Origin of the sequence: Thermoleptolyngbya sp. PKUAC-SCTB121 (genome assembly GCF_016919485.1) — a bacterium.
GTDB classification, from domain to species: Bacteria; Cyanobacteriota; Cyanobacteriia; order Elainellales; family Elainellaceae; genus Thermoleptolyngbya; species Thermoleptolyngbya sichuanensis.
This window is the reverse complement of the sequence record NZ_CP070366.1, coordinates 14,914-32,074: the sequence shown is the minus strand read 5'-3', so window position 1 is coordinate 32,074 and position 17,161 is coordinate 14,914. Positions and strand designations below refer to the sequence as shown.

At 52.7% G+C, this 17,161-nt stretch carries 13 protein-coding genes; 5 read left to right on the top strand and 8 right to left on the bottom strand.

Annotated elements, in window-relative coordinates:
- Positions 1–218 precede the first annotated feature (218 nt).
- Together JTM80_RS00110 and JTM80_RS00105 are read left to right on the top strand one after the other, a co-directional pair.
- The gene (locus JTM80_RS00110) at positions 219–878 is read left to right on the top strand and encodes an SH3 domain-containing protein (protein ID WP_225906724.1); all 660 of its coding nucleotides are present in this window, start codon (positions 219–221) and stop codon (positions 876–878) included.
- A 591-nt stretch (positions 879–1,469) separates the two neighbouring features.
- The gene (locus tag JTM80_RS00105) at positions 1,470–1,622 is read left to right on the top strand and encodes a hypothetical protein (protein WP_172353609.1); all 153 of its coding nucleotides are present in this window, start codon (positions 1,470–1,472) and stop codon (positions 1,620–1,622) included.
- A 499-nt stretch (positions 1,623–2,121) separates the two neighbouring features.
- On the opposite strand, the gene JTM80_RS00100 is transcribed toward JTM80_RS00105, so the two are convergent.
- The 3 genes from JTM80_RS00100 to JTM80_RS00090 are packed head-to-tail and all read right to left on the bottom strand — an operon-like array spanning position 2,122 to position 9,567.
- Positions 2,122–5,673, bottom strand: a complete 3,552-nt coding sequence (locus tag JTM80_RS00100; protein WP_205371210.1) for an Eco57I restriction-modification methylase domain-containing protein — start codon at positions 5,671–5,673, stop codon at positions 2,122–2,124.
- Between the two features lie 11 nt (positions 5,674–5,684).
- Positions 5,685–6,131 carry a DUF29 domain-containing protein gene (locus JTM80_RS00095; protein WP_172353608.1) on the bottom strand — a complete coding sequence of 149 codons (447 nt, stop codon included), beginning with the start codon at positions 6,129–6,131 and terminating at the stop codon, positions 5,685–5,687.
- 31 nt (positions 6,132–6,162) lie between these two features.
- Positions 6,163–9,567, bottom strand: a complete 3,405-nt coding sequence (locus JTM80_RS00090) for a helicase-related protein (protein ID WP_205370354.1) — start codon at positions 9,565–9,567, stop codon at positions 6,163–6,165.
- Positions 9,568–10,098: 531 nt separating this feature from the next.
- On the opposite strand from JTM80_RS00090, the gene JTM80_RS00085 reads away from it, so the two are divergent.
- Complete coding sequence (locus tag JTM80_RS00085; protein ID WP_205370353.1) at positions 10,099–10,620, top strand: hypothetical protein; 522 nt, start codon at positions 10,099–10,101, stop codon at positions 10,618–10,620.
- A gap of 426 nt (positions 10,621–11,046) precedes the next feature.
- On the opposite strand, the gene JTM80_RS00080 is transcribed toward JTM80_RS00085, so the two are convergent.
- The 4 genes from JTM80_RS00080 to JTM80_RS00065 all read right to left on the bottom strand — a co-directional run bounded on the left by JTM80_RS00080 (position 11,047) and on the right by JTM80_RS00065 (position 15,108).
- Positions 11,047–11,343: a hypothetical protein gene (locus JTM80_RS00080; RefSeq protein WP_225906723.1), complete on the bottom strand. Its 297-nt coding sequence runs from the start codon at positions 11,341–11,343 to the stop codon at positions 11,047–11,049.
- A gap of 281 nt (positions 11,344–11,624) precedes the next feature.
- Complete coding sequence (pdeM, locus tag JTM80_RS00075) at positions 11,625–12,308, bottom strand: ligase-associated DNA damage response endonuclease PdeM (RefSeq protein ID WP_205370351.1); 684 nt, start codon at positions 12,306–12,308, stop codon at positions 11,625–11,627.
- Positions 12,309–12,330: 22 nt separating this feature from the next.
- Positions 12,331–14,688 carry an ATP-dependent helicase gene (locus tag JTM80_RS00070; RefSeq protein ID WP_205370349.1) on the bottom strand — a complete coding sequence of 786 codons (2,358 nt, stop codon included), beginning with the start codon at positions 14,686–14,688 and terminating at the stop codon, positions 12,331–12,333.
- 51 nt (positions 14,689–14,739) lie between these two features.
- Positions 14,740–15,108 carry a MerR family DNA-binding protein gene (locus tag JTM80_RS00065; RefSeq protein WP_172353603.1) on the bottom strand — a complete coding sequence of 123 codons (369 nt, stop codon included), beginning with the start codon at positions 15,106–15,108 and terminating at the stop codon, positions 14,740–14,742.
- A gap of 75 nt (positions 15,109–15,183) precedes the next feature.
- Here JTM80_RS00065 and JTM80_RS00060 point away from each other — a divergent pair, with 75 nt between their 5' ends.
- Entirely contained in the window at positions 15,184–16,011 is an 828-nt protein-coding gene (locus JTM80_RS00060) for an SDR family oxidoreductase (protein ID WP_225906722.1), read from the top strand.
- 85 nt (positions 16,012–16,096) lie between these two features.
- On the top strand, positions 16,097–16,681 hold the full coding sequence (locus JTM80_RS00055) for a Uma2 family endonuclease (protein WP_172353602.1): 585 nt from the start codon (positions 16,097–16,099) through the stop codon (positions 16,679–16,681).
- 21 nt (positions 16,682–16,702) lie between these two features.
- Here JTM80_RS00055 and JTM80_RS00050 read toward each other — a convergent pair whose 3' ends face one another.
- Complete coding sequence (locus JTM80_RS00050) at positions 16,703–17,152, bottom strand: DUF1810 domain-containing protein (RefSeq protein WP_172353601.1); 450 nt, start codon at positions 17,150–17,152, stop codon at positions 16,703–16,705.
- Positions 17,153–17,161: the final 9 nt, after the last annotated feature.

The following is a 17,161-nucleotide window of genomic DNA, read 5'->3' as shown; positions in this document are numbered from 1 at the left end:
TTCGTGTAAAAACCTGAATACTTTGGGTATCTCTTTGATGTGCAGATCAACGTAAATCACCCAGATGTAGCTAAATCACTTGGATTTTTGGATTTAAAGATTTAACCGGGTTTCCTGAGCCAAAATTGCAGACTCCATGTTTGCAGGTTTGATCCGCATAAGTCCTGTCTTGGCTCCACCAATTTTGTTATTTCCACGCTTTTTTGAGGTTTGACTGAATGAAGCTTTCACTCACCCCCGGTATTGCGAACGGTATTGCGAAGTTTTTGACCTCGACTGCCCTGACGCTGGCATTCATAGCCCTCGCTCCGTTGGCGGCTCTGGCAGAAATGGCCACGCTGACCGCCAGCCCCGGCAGCCGCATCAACGTGCGCGATTTGCCCTCGACCACGGCCCCCATCCGGCATTACGGACTTCCGGGCGATCGCGTCGAAATCATCACCTCCGTCAACTCCAGTTCTGACGGCCGCCTCTGGTATCAGGTGCTCTTCCTTCGAACCGGTGCGCGGGGCTGGGTGCGCGGTGATCTGGTTCGCCCCGATTCTTCCGCACCGCCGTCCTCCTTCGAGCCGCAGCGGGTTTCCTTCGCCCCCGGTTCATCGGCGGCCACCGTCGGCGGTCGCGTGCAGGGCAGCCAAGTGCGCGACTACATCCTCAACGCCCGCGCCGGACAAACCATGTCCACCAGCATCACAGGCACCTCGCCGTTTCTGCAAGTCATCGTGATGCAGCCCAATAGCCGCACGCTCTATACGGGCAGCGGCAACTGGTCGGGCGTGCTGCCTGCCAGCGGCGACTACTACGTGCGCGTGCGGATTGTGCCCGAAGAACAGGCCAATGCCTCCGGCGAATATAGCCTGACCATCAGCATTCGATAACGGGCTTTACCTGGATAAGAAAAGGGATAGGGGCGATCGCATTCTATTTCCCAAGAAGCATCGCCCTTCACACTCCGTAGCAAAATTTTGCTTGCGCTGAGCAATCCTCTCTACTACAGTCGTCCATCAAGCTGTGATTTTTCCCTATCGCAACTGGAGACGACGCTTTGGCTTGCGCTTGAACTTGATTGCAGGGTTGCTCAACTACGAACTGGCACACGCTTCCTGATTCATGCAGGAGGTCTAATGACCCAAGTCTGTCGCTACTCAACCTCTGCGGCTGACCCGAAAGCGGCTGAGAGTATGCGGCTTGACCCAGATCTCGAAGAACCGAGCCTCTGCAATTGGGGGGCGAATCGCCGACCCCACCGGAAGCTGACAGAACCAGGGCGCTGAGGGCTAACGGCAAAGTTGTGCGGCGGCAGACAAGCTTGAACTCTCACCGATAACCTCTGTTCCGTCCGCACCAACGCAGTTATAGGGAGACGGAACAGCAAAGGAGAGGAGACGACCATGCACTGAGCGATCGCCCTTCATTTCCCAGCACCGACACCTTTCGGCGATCGCCCTCATTTCACAGTACCGACATCTTTGGGCGATCGCCCTTCATTTCCCAGCACCGACACCTTTCGGCGATCGCCCTCATTTCACAGTACCGACATCTTTGGGCGATCGCCCCCCCGGCTACCGTTTGGGACGTTGCACACTGACCGAAGTCTGTCGCTACTCAGCCTCTGCGGCTGATCCGAAAGTTGCTGGGAGTATTCGGCTTGACCCAGATCTCGAAGAACCGAGCCTTCGCAATTGGGGGGCGTTGGCGCAAGCCCTGCAGAGCAGCCATCGTCTCCTCACCGATAAGCTGACAGAACCAGGGCGCTGAGGGCTAACGCGGGCGATCACCCAGTCGCCGCCAAAAAAACTTGATTAAAATTCGCGGACGACCGGAGACTTGGGTGAATCGCTTTGTTCGTCGCTTTGTGATTTGCCAACCCGCGAAATTATGCTCCAAGCCCCGCCGTCCTTTTGCTCAATTAGCATAACCTCGCGAAAAGTATATTGGAACGGCGCAGGTATCGTGGCCGAAATAGCAGCGAAGATTTGATCGGTGCAAGTACCGTTTCGCGGATGAATCAACGTTATATATGGTATACATCAGTCATCACCTCCGTTGTCTCTGCCCATGCGGTATTTGATGTTGTGGTTGATGAGGTCGTTGAGGTTTTCAGCGGTGTAGCAATAGTAGTCAAGAGATTAGCCCCCTTTCGACATCACGATAGGCCTTAAGAGCCGCTTGTTTGGTGGCATCGGGAACAAGGGGAAAGGTATTGAGGATATGGGCAAACTCTTCCTCCGTCAAACCGTATAAATGGGCAATGATGCCATCAAGTTCAGCACGGAGTTTTGCCCGCTCGGTTTCATCGGTCACCCCCCTGCCGCCCTCACCCCCAGAACGGGCGAGGGGAGTATTAGAGTTTTCTTGTTCCCCTTCTCCCCCCGTGGGAGAAAGGGTTAGGGGATGAGGGAAAACCTCTTGCCACAAGTCGTCAAATTCGGGGGTGGTGCAGATGAGTTTAGCAGCGCGATTGACGATTTCGGCAAACCATTGGTCGCCCTCTTGAAGGCGGGGAACAGAGAGTTGATAAACATAGAAAAAGTTAACGTTTGCAGAAACACGCTGACGAAGCATAGCATCAACCGCAAAGCTGTTCCATAATGCACATAAAAACAACATTTCACTGTATTGGATGTATCGCCTTCCTTGGTCATCAAAACTCAGAGCGACTTGGAAATTCTCAGAGCAAAAGTTTGGCGGGATTATTGTGGAAATAATTGTTCGTTCATCCGTATTTCTTGCAATTTTACGGAACCCCAAACGATAATCTTGATAATCCAACTTTTGACCGCGATCGCCCTCCTTTTTCCCCAACAAAGCTTTGCGTCCTTCTTGTTCATCGATCCAGTAGCGGGGTGGGGCAAACCGATGGGTAAACTGATGAATCATCTTGCCTTCGTAGAGCGGCAAGCGCCCCGGTGCTGGCTCCGTTTTGAATAGATGACTGTCATTAGTCATGTGAAACTCAGCAGTAAGTTTCAGATTCCATGTTCCCTCAATTGCTTCACCCAACAAGGGAAATTGCAGCATCTTTTGGGCAATGGCAATATCAATGGATTCCTTAAACTCCATGATGGAGAGCGAGTCCGGCGAGAGCTTGCGGATGAGGGGCACATCTAAAACAATATCCCTGGGGTTGGGAAACTCGGCGAGTTCCGCTACATCATGGCGCATAAAGCGTACCGGGAAAGCTTGGGTTTGCCCGCCTTTTGCAAAAGAAAGGATGACAAACTTAAAGCGACTATCCACTCCTTCAAAAATAGTCTTACGATTTTCAAAGCAGAATAAACCCGTGATTTGGGTCTGGGAAAAGAGCATTTCTCGCAGTTGCTTTGTACCTAAGTCTGTATAAATTCCACTGGGAATCACAATGCCACATTCTCCGCCGTCTCGCAGTAAACGATAGCAACGCTCTAAAAACAGTTTGTATAGATTTATATCCGTGCCTGCTTTTTTGCCGTTAAGGATTGAAATTTGATTGACATAATTTGCGGAAGACCGAAAGTAAGCACTCACATAGGGAAACTTGCTTTGATACTCCAGCCAAGCGGCGGCAATTTCGGGGTTGCTTAACAGCTTTTTCTGCTCTTTTTCAAAGGCTTTTATATCCATCTTGTTCTTGGTAACCAAGTCGCTATGATTGACGAAAAATTCCTTAGCTTGGGGCTTAAAAGTTTCCCACGGGGGGTTGGTAATAATCGCATCAAAGCCACCTCGTGCAAACACTTTGTCAAAGTGATAACCCCAGTGAAAGGGTTCCAGAATATCAATATCGGCAAGGGTCAGCGGTCGTTTTTGGGGTTTTCCCGTTAGTTGAGCTTGCTCATACCTAATTCCCAACTTCGTGCTAAATTCATCCAACAGCAATTGATTTAACTTGCTTTGGGATTCCCGATTGAGTTTATCAATGTGGTCTCGCAGTTGTAATAACCGCGTTTCTTGAGGCAGTTCCTCATTGTTGTTCTGGAAGGCGTGTTTTTTATAGAGGTCAATCGTTCGATTTTTGTCTTCTAGGATTTGCTGATAAGCAGAAGCAGCAAGGGTTGGGAGAAAATTGCCCTGAAATATCGCCTCACTCCCAGCCCCTCTCCCTTTTTGCGAGGGGGGGGTAGACAGGCGATCAAATCCTTCGGCATCGACTCGAATCAAGCCAATTAACGAATTGCCCGCCATGATATTAAAATCAATATTGGGCAGAGGTTCCAAATCTTCAACCCGCTTGGCGGAGGAGACCAATGCCAAAAATAGCCGCAATTTGGCAATTTCGGTGGCTTCTTCCATGATGTCTACGCCATACAGGTTGTCGGTGATGATGCGTTTTTTGATGTAGTACTCCGGAGAGGAATGTTTAGCGGCTTCTTTGAGCCATTTTTGGATGTTTTCTGACGCAGCGCTTTCTGGTAATGATTTGACCCGGTTAAAAACTCTTTGATAAATTTGAATCAATGTCTTCATTGCCGCGACCAAGAATGCTCCCGAACCACAGGCAGGGTCGAGCAGGGTTAGGTTTGGTAAAATCTCGCTCAGTAGGCGATCGCACTGAGTAATGTCTAGGGTTTCGAGAAGGGGTAGGAGTCCCTCCCCCTCCCTCTCAAGGGGGGTAAGGCGATCCAGAATCAGTTTGTTGATCGTGCGATCGCACAGGTATTCGGTAATTTCTGGGCGAGTGTAGTAAGCGCCAAATTCTTTTTGGTTGATATACTTCTCAAATATGTACCCCAGTACATCAGGGTTGATCTCCATGGGGTCTTTGTCCGGGCGATCGTCCAAGTGCCAAGAATATTGAGAAAATAGGTTAAAAACTTCGCCAAAAGCGCGATCGCTAATCTGAATCTGCGGATACTTTTGCTCGATAGGATGACGGAGAAATAAGCCGCCGTTGAGATAGCAAATTTTTCCCAGACGCTTATTGATTGCTGGATCGCGTAGATATTCTGGCTCGGCAAACCCAACAAAAAACAATTCCTGAAGAAACTCGTAGAAACTCTTCCCTTGTTCTTGGCAACGCTTCAGCTGGTTTTGTAAGTAAGAGCGATCGCCATTGTCTAGAAAATAACGACGCTGTAGAAAATAAATAAACATCAAGCGATTTAGCAAGATTGAGGCATACCAACGGCGATCGCTTTCCGATTCAATGCCATCTATTGCCAAACAAAACTTCTGATGAAGCCCTTCAAAATCCTGGAAAAACTGCTTCGTAACCCGTTCAACATCAAACCCCTGCTTCACCTTCTGCGCCACATCCACATGGGTTAAACTCGCTTCTTCTTGGATATCAACAATCAACGCTTCCAGCTTTTGCAACAGCGGCTCTGAATTCTGACCCACCTTGTAAGAGTGCGATCGCACCTTGGGGCTTTTGCCAAGTTCTGGTTTGAGCCACAACCACTCCTGCTGTGTCTTCCCCTCATCGCCCAATACCAACAGGTGGGATTTGCTGTAGTCGGTCAGTTGGCAATCGAGCTTCATCCGAAGCGGACGAGCCGGAATCTCTGGGGTGAGGCACTGGTAGACAATGAAGCCACGCTTTTGGGCAATGGATACCACCTCGAAAAAGTGACCATCAATCTCGAAGGGCAACACGATGCGATCGACCGTATCCCAGCCCAATTCTTCAATAAACAGAGATGCCAAATCAAACTTCTGGAGATACTTTTGGGCACGTTGGCGATTCAGTTGCATTTTAGGTTGGCTCAAGCAGGGTTCAAATCCGTGGGAAAATTCGGGTCAAACAGTTGTTCAAATGTGTAGGGGCAACTCTCAGGCAAATTTCCATAATCCAAAGGAGTTTCCTTCACCACTAAATCCTTGCCAGCTTCATAGGCATCGGCGATCGCCTGTGATAGATAGGGCTTGAGGCTAGGGTTTTCCTTCAGGAGTTGCAAAATTTCTCGCCGCTGCTCACGAATGCTTACTCGCCAGCTTTTACTACGCTTTTCGGGTTGATAGTCCCACTTCAACAGGTGCCCAATCAAAACACCGAGTCGATTTCTAAGTTCCTGACGCTGTTGTTTTCCCAAAGACTCAATTTCCTCCACCAAGTTGGTAATATCGAGATGCTTAAAATCCCCCTCCTTGAGCAGATTCGACTGTTCTAACGTCCAAGCGTAAAAATCGGTTTCATAGAGATTGGATGGCATCGTGTCCTCCTCTGTCCTACTTGCTCCTAATCTAGCCTCTAAATAACCCCATCGAACAGATAATCTGCATTCCGTCTCGCCGTTCCTCTGTGTTGATCACACACAGGGCATCATGCTCTCGCAGAAATGTAACCAGTTTTGCTAACTGCTCATCGCTAATGCCTGCTTTTAGTTCCCGATTTAGACGGGCGATCGCATTTTGCTTCATGGGATTTTGGTTTATCTCCTCAATTGCCTTTTCCAGATTTTCCCAATCTGTGCCTCTCGCTAACAGGGGGGCGGTTTCGCGGATGCGTTGCGTGTAGGCCATTAGGCGATCGTAGATCCGTGCCGCTGCGCTCCGCTTATGGCCCAAGGTTCCCGTCACCGTCTTGGTTTGCTCCGCGATCCGTTCTGCTCCGCGTGTCACCAACTTATGGTGCTGGGGATGCCGCGGCAAGGACGGGGTATCAATACTGCATCGTGCCATGCGTAAAATGCGCATTTGTGACTGCGTGACGCTGTTGCCATCTTTGTCTACCCATGCCAAAGCATCCGTGCCTCCATCCGTGCGGAGGTACAACAGCACGCCCTCTGGATCTGCTCCCGTTGGTTCATGCTCACGAGTGGAATAGACCACATCGGGTAGTTTTTCAATGATGCCTTTGAGCGCAGGGTTGGCATCGATCGCACTTTGCCAAATCTGCAACGCTTCCGAGGTTAAATCCACCTCGCCTTCATCGGCTTCGTCGAGCACCCCGGATCGCTCATTGTAAAGATTGAGCAGCATCTCCCGCGCTTGTTCGTCCTCAAAAAAGGCTTCATCGGTGCCCACGACCTCTTGATTTTGCTGGAGGCGATCGCGCAACCGTCCCCGCAGATTGATCAACCGCTCCACTCCCTCCGCTGGTAAGAATGAATAGCATAGAATCTCTTCTGCTTGCTGCCCAATTCGGTCTACCCGCCCCGCCCGCTGAATCAGGCGAATAATCGCCCAGGGCAAATCGTAATTGACAATAATGGCGCAATCTTGCAGGTTTTGTCCCTCACTCAACACATCCGTCGCCACCAACACCCGTAACTGTTCAGACTCTGGGATCGTTTTCTCATTACTGACCGGACTAAACCGCCAAGCCAGAGCCGTCGGGTCAGCCGATTGTCCCGTTGCCAAGCCCACCTGCTGAATGCCTTGGTCTTCGAGCGCTCTTGCCAGATACCGAGCCGTATCGGCAAACTGAGTGAAAATCAATACCTTATCCGTAGGATGTTGCTGTTGTAATAACGCCACCAGCGCTCCTAACTTGGCATCCAAAGCGGGGTTCCATTTCCCTGCTAGCTGCAAAATTCCAATCAAAGCGGTGGCATCTTGTTGAAGATGCTGCTGCAACTCTGGACGAAACAGATTGGCACGAATCCACTTAAATCGACGCGGGTATTGATCTCGGTATAAGCGATAAATCTCCGCTGCCCGTTGAGCCATTTGTTCATTGGTACGCCCTTCTGGCGTAGCATCCTGCTGCGGGTCAATGTCTTCTTCATCCACAGCCTCAGTTGCCTCTTCAGAACTTTCCCAATCCTGACTTAGGAGCGAATCTTCGTCTTCATCGTTTCCTACCTCGTCCAGCAATGCGGCGTCTTGGGTGCCAATCGGCAGAGGAAGATCGTGGGTGATCGCATGGAGATACACATAATTCCGCAGAATATGTCGTTCCAACGACTGAAGAAATGCGGCACCGCTACTCTCTAATCGCTTAAACAAATTGGTGCGGCAAAAGCCCATTAACCGCTGCCCCGCATGGGAAAGATTGGCTAACAATTGCTCTTCCTCAGCACTAGCAATCGGACTGGGTAGGGGCGCAATGTATAACCCCAACCCATAGCGGGGCAAATTTAGAGCGTTGATGATATCCACCACGCGATCAGCATATAACCGAGCATAGGGATCGCTCTGGGGTTCTCCAATGATGAATCGAACCGTCTGAGGACGACGGATCGGAAAATAGGATCGCCGTCCATCGGCAAATTCCAGATAGTATCGTTCCCCATCCTGTCTGGCATAGGTATTTTTGATAAAACTGCGGGTTCGCCGCACCATGTAGCGACTCATCAACTGCTGCCAGTCCTCCGGCTCTGGACTTTGCTCAAATGCCAAGAGCGATCGCACCGGGCTAGTGCTATGCCTGCGCCGAAACTGCATCTCACCACCAATGCTGCGAATATAGGCTTCGGGTTTAATACCCAAATCGGCATCTGGACGCAAAAATAACTGCAACTGAGCCGACAAGTCCAAATAGGTTTTGTTGTAGGGCGTTGCCGTCAGCAAAATACACCGACTGCCGCTTTGCTCAATGTAGTCTTTAATAGCTTGATACCGCTTGCCCTCTTTGTTCCGCAGGTTGTGACTCTCATCGATCAGCACTAGCCGAAACCGGGCTGGCACATTGGGCAATTCCTGAATCGCTCGGCTAATCGGAACCACCTTGCCTCGCAAGCCATAGCGATCGATATAACCCTGCCACATTTTTTCCAGATTCTTGGGGCAGATAATCAGCGTGCTGGTGCCGTATTCTTCTTCGCAAAGATGGGCGATCGCTGTCCCCACCAAAGTTTTACCCAGCCCAACGACATCGCCAATAATCACCCCATTGCGTTTGTTGACATGGTGTGCGGCAATTTGCACCGCCGCTTCCTGAAACGGTAACAACCCAAAACTGGCCGGAGCACGATATTGGCTCAACCCATCCCGCGCTTCTTGGGATAAGTGATACGCCATTTTTAGATAGACAAAATAGGGCTTGAGCGATCGCCCCGCCCAACTTTCATCAATAATCTCTGCCAATTGTTCAGAAATATCTAGGCAAAAGCGATCGTCCCAACGATCTGCAAACCACTGCTCCAGCTTACTTGTATCGTCCCGATCCACCACTTCCACATTGAGTTCACCCTGGTATTTCAATCCGGAGAGGGTCAAGTTGCTGCTACCTACATAGCCAATAGTGGGTGTGGCTCGGTCTTTGCGGTAAATCAGATACAGTTTGGCATGAAGGGGATAACGTAAAAATAGCTTGACCTGAAGTTTGTGGGTCAGGAGTTGCGATCGCAACCGTTGCAACCCCTCTTCATCATCGGCACTGGGCGCACCATAGGTCAACTGCTGCCGAAACTCCTGCGCCATCAGGGTGTGTAGTCGAATCGCCTGCCCCTGATCAATCCGCTCTGGCTCCACCCCAATCGCTAATGCTTGTCGTAGTTCCTCTTTTGGCAAACGGTACATCCCCACCAGCAATCGACAAGCCTGCCCCTCCCCCCCCTCAAATTTCTCAATATCGGCATCAATTTGTCGCCATCCCCGCAAGTTGAAATAGCCCACACAGAGATCAGCACGGTAGGCTTGCTTCAGGTAGTGCTGCAACTCAGGCAGGATGGGTTGCTCGATATTGTCGTAAATACTGGACATGGATTTTATACGGAGCAGGATTTTGGGCTGACATGATCGATCATATCCGGCGAATCTTCAATCGCCTGAATATGATCCTTTGCACTGCTGAGAGTCACAAAACGCCGCCCTATCAATACCCCATGCCCTGAATTTTCAACACTAACCCGAAGAACCTCAAGTACTGCCCAAACAGATGAGCTAAGCGGCACAACGACTAAGCCCACCGGATGCAGACTACCTTTGCTGCTCACCAACTAGCTTTCGGGAGCATCCCACTTTCGCGAAAACAGTGCGAAGGGTGAGAATGGGAGGGTAGCCCCAGGGATGACTCACCATGACACCTGAAGACCAAAAGCGATTGGAAGCTTGTACAGCAGAGATCGCCGAGATTTTGTATCGCAATAGCAACCGAGAGGGGCTCGATAGTCTAGAAGGCATCGAGCAGACTGTACGACGGCAAATGCTAGAGGAGGTGAGCCCTCGAGTTGCCCTTTTTTTGTCAACCAGAAAGCCTACCCCGCCCGAGGCCGGGTTCGCCGATTGAAGAGTTTGGTAGGGGTCCTTGAGATTCGTCAAAGTCAGGCAGAACGGTTAGGCGTAAAGGCTTACAGCCGTCTCAGTGGTGGCCTAGAGAAAGCCAACCTACGCTTAAGTGCCAACGAATCGTTTCAAGATGCAGAGGATGACATCGTAGCCCTGACCGAGATGCGGGTCGGGCACTCGACCCAGCAACGTCTGGTGGGGCGTCAGTCGTTCGAGTCTGCCGAGGCTAAACAAGGCGTCAGTGAGGTCAGCATTGATGGCGGCAAAGTCCGTCTGCGTGACCTGCTAGAGTCCGATAGCCCGTGGCGAGACTACAAAGCGGTGCGGGTGGAGGGGATTGATTACAACGCCTTCTTCCAAGACAATGACAGCTTGATTGATTATCTCAGCGCTCAACGCTTGCTCTCCCCACAGGTCTGTCTGGGCGATGGTCACGCTGGGGTGTGGAATCTGTTTACTCAACTCACCACCGTTGAGACCCGTTGGGAAATCCTCGATTGGTACCGCGACGTATTCCCTTCAATGTAGACATCAATAATTTTTTGTCTAAGATCTAGTGAGTAGGGTCGCATCTGAGTTAAGGGTAAAGTCAATTCACTGAATAGACTATATCAAAATACGCCTCACTAGGATAGAAATTGCTATATACGGAAACCGTCGAGCTAATTCCGGATGTTGGGGAATTAAACCGAAACTTTCCGTATAATATCTGCCTCAGGGTAATTAAACCGACATTTTCCGTATGTTTTCAGAATCACGGCAAAGACTGTGAGGAATTTATACCTGTACACTGAATCGGGGTGGACGAGAGGTACGGAGTCCGTTGGATGGGTGAGTGCAGGAGAGGGCTTTAGGGGTGTTTGGACGGGTTGAGTTTTGGAGTGGGGATTTTGGATTTTGGAGTGAGGGGATGCCCTGCTAAAATCCAAAACCCAAAATCCTCCTTATCTGTTCTTACTCGTTTGCACCAGGATTGCTGCGGATTTCACGATGGAGGTAGCGCAGCACTTCACCGGGGCGACCGTCGAGGACGATGCCGTGGGGCGGGAAGTCTAGGGCGTGCGTCCACTCGAAGCGTTCGGCGTAGCGCAGCAGGTGGAGCCGGTCAATCGCCATCTGGGCATCTTCAGGCAGGCCAATGATGCAGTGGCGCAGGCGGCGGTGGTGGGGCAGTTCGCAGGTGAGCGGGGGCAGCGAAAACTGGGTCGCCTCCGAGAATGGGGACGACCAGGTGTATTGAATTGTCAGCATTTGGGGTTTCCTCCAGGAAACGAGTGGGGTAGGAAACCCCGAAATGTTGGCCGCCCAAGGACGTGAAGCGCTGGGACAGGGCGGCCTACAATGGACGCAGCCCTGAGACAGGCTAGGACTGTCGAGGGGTCAGGTGTTGGTAGGTGTTGCGAGCATCTACCGACACCGCAGGTGACTAAACGACCAAAATTTCGGGGGAAAGATTAAGCCGCGCTGACTTGGGGTCATTCACAGCTTGATGGTCGATTGTAGTCGATGTGTTTGCATCTTGCAAGAAAAACTTAGAAAGTTTGGATTCTGCGCCGCCCCGCCTGCGAGTTTCCCGAAAACGGGACGACTTTATCTTCTGCCACCCCATAGGCGATCGCCCCTGGTGTTAGCCGCACCTCATAGCCGCCCGTGAAGCCGCCGAAGGACGGCAGGATCAGCCGATGGGGCGGCTCCAGCAAGAAGCACGGCAGTCGGAGCGAGTCGAGTCGAGTCTTGAGCCGCAAACAGGGATGGATATGACCACAAAGATTCACGCAATCAGGAACATCAGCCGGTTCGTGACTGAGAACGAGTCCAGGATATTCGATGGGGTGGGTGTGGAACGGGATTTCAAATGAATCTAGCAAAGAGGCGATCGCCCGATCGTGATTTCCCAAGATCACCTGCACCGTTGCGCCACAGGTCTCAGCAAAGTGAATCCAGGATTGCAGGACTGCGTCATCCAGTCCGCGGGGCGAATGGAACAGATCGCCTAGAACACAGAGCGTTTTGGGCGAGAGGCGATCGCACAGGATATTGAGTCGTTCCAGCGTATCCTGATTCACACGATTGGGAATTGGCACACCCAGCGACTGGAACGCTTCGGATTTTCCCAAATGCACGTCTGCGACCAGCAGCAAATCCAAATCAGGAACATTTACGGCCTTGTCTGGCAAAAGCTGGAGGCGCTGATTGAGAACAGAGATTTCATGCATGGCGAAGGATGATATGCAGAATTTACGAACGCCCCAGAGCTTGCATGAGCGCATTCAGAACAGGCGTGGGCTGTTGGGCCTGCAAATTCGACGGATTCGCCCAGCTAAAGGGAGCCTGACGCTCGGCCGCCATCCACAGCAGGCGACGGGCGCGGGTCATGGCGACATACAGCAGGCGATACTCTTCCGCAATTTTAAGCTGCTGCGCCTGCTGCCAGGCCGTGTGGATATCGGGCAAAGGCGACTGGTGAACCTGAGCGCGAATCTGGGCGCGGGCCACTTCTGCTAGGTCAAATTCACCTAAAAATTGCTGAGCAGGCGGCACCCAGGCTTTTCCCGGAATCGTCTGCTGTTGCAAAAATGGCAAAAATACAAAATCCCAGTCTAGCCCCTTGGCCTTGTGCATGGTGATGATGGTGAGTTGCTTAGGGCGGACGTAGCGCGTGTCGATGTCCTCCGTTTCCACAGGCTCAAACCGCTCGGATTGGACAATTTCGCTTAGCACCTCCAGCGTGAATTGCAGCGACGGCTCGCTGGCGGTTTGCTGGGCGATGCGGGCAGCGAGTTTGTCGGCGGTGGCGAGTTCCGTCTGGTCATAGTTCAGCGTCAGCGCCAGAAACGGAATCAGTTGAAACTGGGGCAATTCTACCCGCGCCCGCAGCAAGCCCGCACAATAGCGCCGCGCCTGCACGACCGGATCGGGCTGGGGCGTTTCCAGCGGGCCGGGATAGAGAAAATCTTCCGGCTGGCTGCTGAGCGCGTCGAGGTCCTGGGGCGGAATCAGTTGCCGATCGGCCAGCACCCGCAGCGCTGCTTTTAGGTTATCGGGCGAATGGGGGCGATCGCAAAATTGCAGCAGGGTCAAAATTTCGCCAGGGACGTGGGAATGGCGATCGCGCTCTCCCACCTCATACACCGCAATGCCCAGCGCCCCCAAATCTGCACCCAGCTTATATTCCGTCGGATTTCGTAGCACAGTGGCCACAAAGCGCCCCATGCGGTTTTCGCGCACCAGCACCGCCGCCCGCGCCTCTGGCTCTCTGGCAAACAGTTCCGCTACCCGCTGGGCGATCAAATCCACGCTGCGGTAGATATCCGGCGGAAAGCGGATCTCCACGCCTTCGCCCTCTGGCGGCGGATTGCTGTCGGTTTGGGGGTCGCCGGGGGGCACGGGACGGATCGCCTGGAGGCGAAAGGGGAGGGGGCTTGCAGCAAGGGGGCGATCGGGTGCGTTGTTGACCCACTGCACCAGGAAATTGGCGGCATCGATGACGGGCTGCGTGCTGCGGCCGGCCTGATCCATTTCGGCAAGGCGGCCCTGCCGCTGGCACTGGGCGCAAAATTCGCGGAAAAACAGCGGGTCGGCAGGGGTGAAGGTGGAGTTGATGGCCTGGTTGGGATCGCCAACGCGGACGAGGTTGGGCTGTCCGGTGTGGGAATCGGCGGCAAGCAGTTCCAGCAGGCGCGTTTGCAGGGGCGAGGAATCCTGGGCTTCGTCTTCAAACACGGCGTAGACCTGCTGCTGCCAGGATTGCCGCGCTTCGTCGTTTTGCAAAACGCGCAGGGCTGCAAGGATCATGTCGTCGTAATCCAAAAAGCTGCGCTGATGGAGCAGGGTTTCGTACTGTTCGTAGAGTCCGGCGGCGACTTGCAGGGCGATGTTGTTGGGTAGAAGGTTGAGGCCGTCTTCGGTGATGTAGGACGGAGAAAAGTCGGCGCTTTGGGCGATCGCTCTCACGTCGTCAGGACTCAAACCCGAACTTTTGGCTTCGTGAATCGCGGTGTTCGCCAGATTTGGCAAAATCTCCGTGCCCAGCACCGATCGCCGCCGCAGCCGCTCCGTTTCCTCAGCATCAACCTGCTGCCCTTCCAAAAGCTGGCGATAGAGGTCGGGATGCAGGGCGCTCCACTGCTCCACGGCAGTTTTGATCAAGCGATTGCCCCGCTCCGGCGTGATCAGCGTCAGCCGGGTCAGGTCAAGTTCGGACAAATCGGGGTGGCGGCTGGCAATGTTCAGCGCCAGGCCGTGCAGCGTGTAGACTGAAAATCCGGTGGTGGGCAGTCCCAATTCTTTCAGCAACTCACGGATTTTTGCCCGCAGGTTTGCCGCCGCCGAGCGCGTGAAGGTGACCAGGAAAATCTGGCGGCTGGGTAGGGTGCGGTCACGCAATGCGTTCTGATAGCGCCGTCCCAGCAGAATCGCCGTGGCGATCGCCATGCCCGTCGATTTCCCCGACCCCGGCACCGCCGACACTGCCAGCGGCCCGCCCGTCCAGTCGGCCAGGCGCTGCTGCCCAGGTCGGAGGCGATCGCGCAGGGCTTCTAGCTCCACACCGAGCGCTTGAGAGTTAAGGGCTGAAAGCTGACTAGGAGATTGCATTATCAAAAATGCGGGAGGTTTGAAAACTGCTGCTTTCAGCATTCTAGGCGCTTAAACATTGGCGTTGCGGTCTTGCTGGAGCAAGTTCAGTTTCTCCAAAAGATAGGCTTTGATTTCGGCTAGCTGCTGCATTTTGTGACCAATTTCGACCACTTTTCGCTCGATTGTGGCAATTTGCTCCTGTTTGGGCATATTGCCGCCGCCCCACTCATTTAGCAACTGTCGGATTTCCTGAAGAGTAAAGCCCAACCCTTTACCCCGACTGATCATCATGAGCCGCTCCACCACTTCGGGGCTGTATTCCTTGTAAAGTCGGCTACCCGCCGGGCGATCGCCCCCAGAAATCAGCCCCATTTTTTCGTAAAACCGAATCGTGTCTTTGGACAGTCCAGTCGCTTTGGACAACTCGCCAATCAGCATTTAGAAGTCCCCCTTGACTGTGGAGTATACTCCACAGTTTACGCTGCAAGTTGTCCATTCAGCGTGTAAGAAGGCATGACCACGAGCAAACAGATGAGCCGCAACACCATTTTGATCACCGGGGCTTCGAGCGGTATTGGGCAGGCAACGGCGCAATATTTCTTGGAGAAAGGCTGGAACGTCGCGGCAACAATGCGATCGCCAGACTTGACCGACCATTGTGAGACTGCTGACTTAATTTATCCGCGCCTGGATCTGACCCAGCCAGAAACGATCGAAGCTGCCGTCCACCAAACTGTCTCACGATTTGGGCGAATTGATGTATTAGTGAACAATGCAGGCTATGCGCTGATGGGGCCGCTGGAAGGTGTGTCGCCCAGCCAGTTGGAACATCAGTTTCAGACCAATCTCTTTGGTGCAGTGGCAACCATTCAAGCCGTGCTGCCAATTCTGCGGCGACAGCGCAGTGGTACCATCATCAACGTTGCCTCAATTGGCGGGCGTTTGGCGTTTCCGCTGGCATCGTCTTACCATGCGTCAAAATGGGCGATTGAGGGACTTTCGGAAGCGCTGCGTTATGAATTGCGCCGCTTCAACATTCAGGTCAAAATCATTGAGCCGGGAGGCATTCGCACCAACTTTATCCATCGAGGCACTGCTTGGGCAAAGCATCCAGAATACGCCGACCTGGCTGAGCAAGTTCAACAGTTTAGCGATCGCCTGAATGATTCTCTACCCGGCCCGCAGGGTGTCGCCCGGTCTATCTACCAGGCCGCAACTGATCGCACTCCTCGACTGCGCTATTCGCCCTACGGCAAATCCTTCTTGTTGCTGCATAGCCTGCTACCTGACCGCATTTGGCGAACGCTGGTGTCTCGCTTGATGCTGGGCGCTGGGTATTAGGTAAAACCGGGTGTTGTCCGGAAGATTCGGGCGATCGCCAATTCGCTATGCTAAACGAAAGCGCTGCATTGCGAGAATTGCCGCCATGGTTGCAGAACCCCAATTTCACCGCCGTTCTCCCCAAGAGTATTTAGATTGGGAAGCCGCGCAGGACATCAAGCACGAATATCTAGATGGGGAAGTGTTCGCCATGACGGGCGGCACGATTTTTCATAACTTGATTGCGCTGAATTTGGCCTCCACGTTGAAAACATTTTTGCGAGGCAAGGTCTATCGCGTGTTTATGTCAGATGTGAAAGTGCAAGTCTCTGAACGCGGGGCGTATTTTTATCCTGACGTGATGGTGAGTTGCGATGAGCGCGATCGCCCAGCCGTCAATCTGATTCAACATCCGTGCCTGATCGTAGAAGTGCTGTCCCCCACGACCGAAGCCTTTGATCGGGGCGCAAAGTTTCGTCGCTATCGCCAGCTTTCGACGCTGCAAGAATATGTCTTGATTGATGCGACTCAAATTAGCGTCGATCGCTTCCGTTGCCTCTCAGAAACACATTGGGAGCTGCAATCTTTTGCCGCCGAAGAGACTCTTGAACTTACCAGCATCGACTGGCAAGGGGCGATCGCCCTGCTCTACGAAGATGTAATTTTTGAGCCAAACGCCGCTTCCAATTAATGCACCTGAAATAAATGCTCCTTAAAGGCGTTCTGGCGATCGCCCAATCAACTCCAGCGTTTTGGCATCGGGTTCGCCCTGAAAATATTGATCCAGCAGCCGATGAAACACTGAGCCTAGGGACGAAACCTGGGCGAACAGCGTGGCGCAGGATCTCAGCTTTATGTCGTCGGGTGAGCCAAAGACTTCATGGGCAGAGCGCCCGTCTAGCTGAAGCACCGCCTCGGCACACTCGACCAGGCGATCGCCCAAAACGGGATGTCGCAGGTATGCCTCGGCCTCGGCGAGGCTTTTGATAGCGTAGTGCTGAGACGTGGCGCTAAAGCCCAAGCCCGCGTATTGCGGAAAGATGTACCACATCCAGTGCGATCGCTTTTTGCCTTGCCGAATTTCCGCCAGCGCCCTCGCATAGTCAGACGTTTGCGCCTTCACAAAGCGATTTAGGTCAAAGAGGTCGTCTTGCTCTGTCATAATTCACGT